At 39.1% G+C, this 504-nt stretch carries 1 protein-coding gene; it reads right to left on the bottom strand.

Features of this window, described 5'->3' with window-relative positions; genetic code table 11:
- Positions 1-133: 133 nt before the first annotated feature.
- Positions 134-504 (bottom strand): transposase (locus tag ACQRBJ_RS16190; RefSeq protein ID WP_445304255.1); only part of this gene is annotated, 371 nt, incomplete at its 5' end.

Here is a 504-nt window from a genome sequence, read left to right as displayed (position 1 = left end):
TACCTCAGTTCGGGATAACGAGCTCTATCTAAAGGCTTTATAATGTTTTTATATAAGGGACACAGAGGCTTGGCAACCATCTATATATCTTGGATGGTTGCTGAGACAAAATCCTCCTGTAAAATAAGCAATGTTAGAAAAGACTAAGCTGTTTCGTATCTTCGATAACGTATCCAGTAAGTGCCTTGGGCTTGTTGTCAAAGAAACAGTATGCCCCTAATGCAGAAATAATATTTATGATGAAATTCGAAACAGACCTGTGACGTGAATGTACTATCTGAGCCGTATTTTTCAACAGGTCATTAATCGTTTCAATGATGTATCTTTTGCGTAGCATCATCTTGTCATAGAACGGCATTAGTTTGTTCTTCATGTTCACTCTCAGTCCTGTAACCAACTGGATGCCTTCCTCAAAAAGCGAATCGAAGAGTTTTTGCGAGATATAGCCTTTATCTGCAAACAGCTTGCCATACAGACGTTTAGCCAATACATCGAATACCGCTG

Source organism: Prevotella sp. SGI.167, assembly GCF_050313615.1.
Taxonomy (GTDB): domain Bacteria; phylum Bacteroidota; class Bacteroidia; order Bacteroidales; family Bacteroidaceae; genus Prevotella.
The sequence above is the reverse complement of the archived record's forward strand: the minus strand, read 5'-3'. Positions and strand labels throughout refer to the sequence as shown.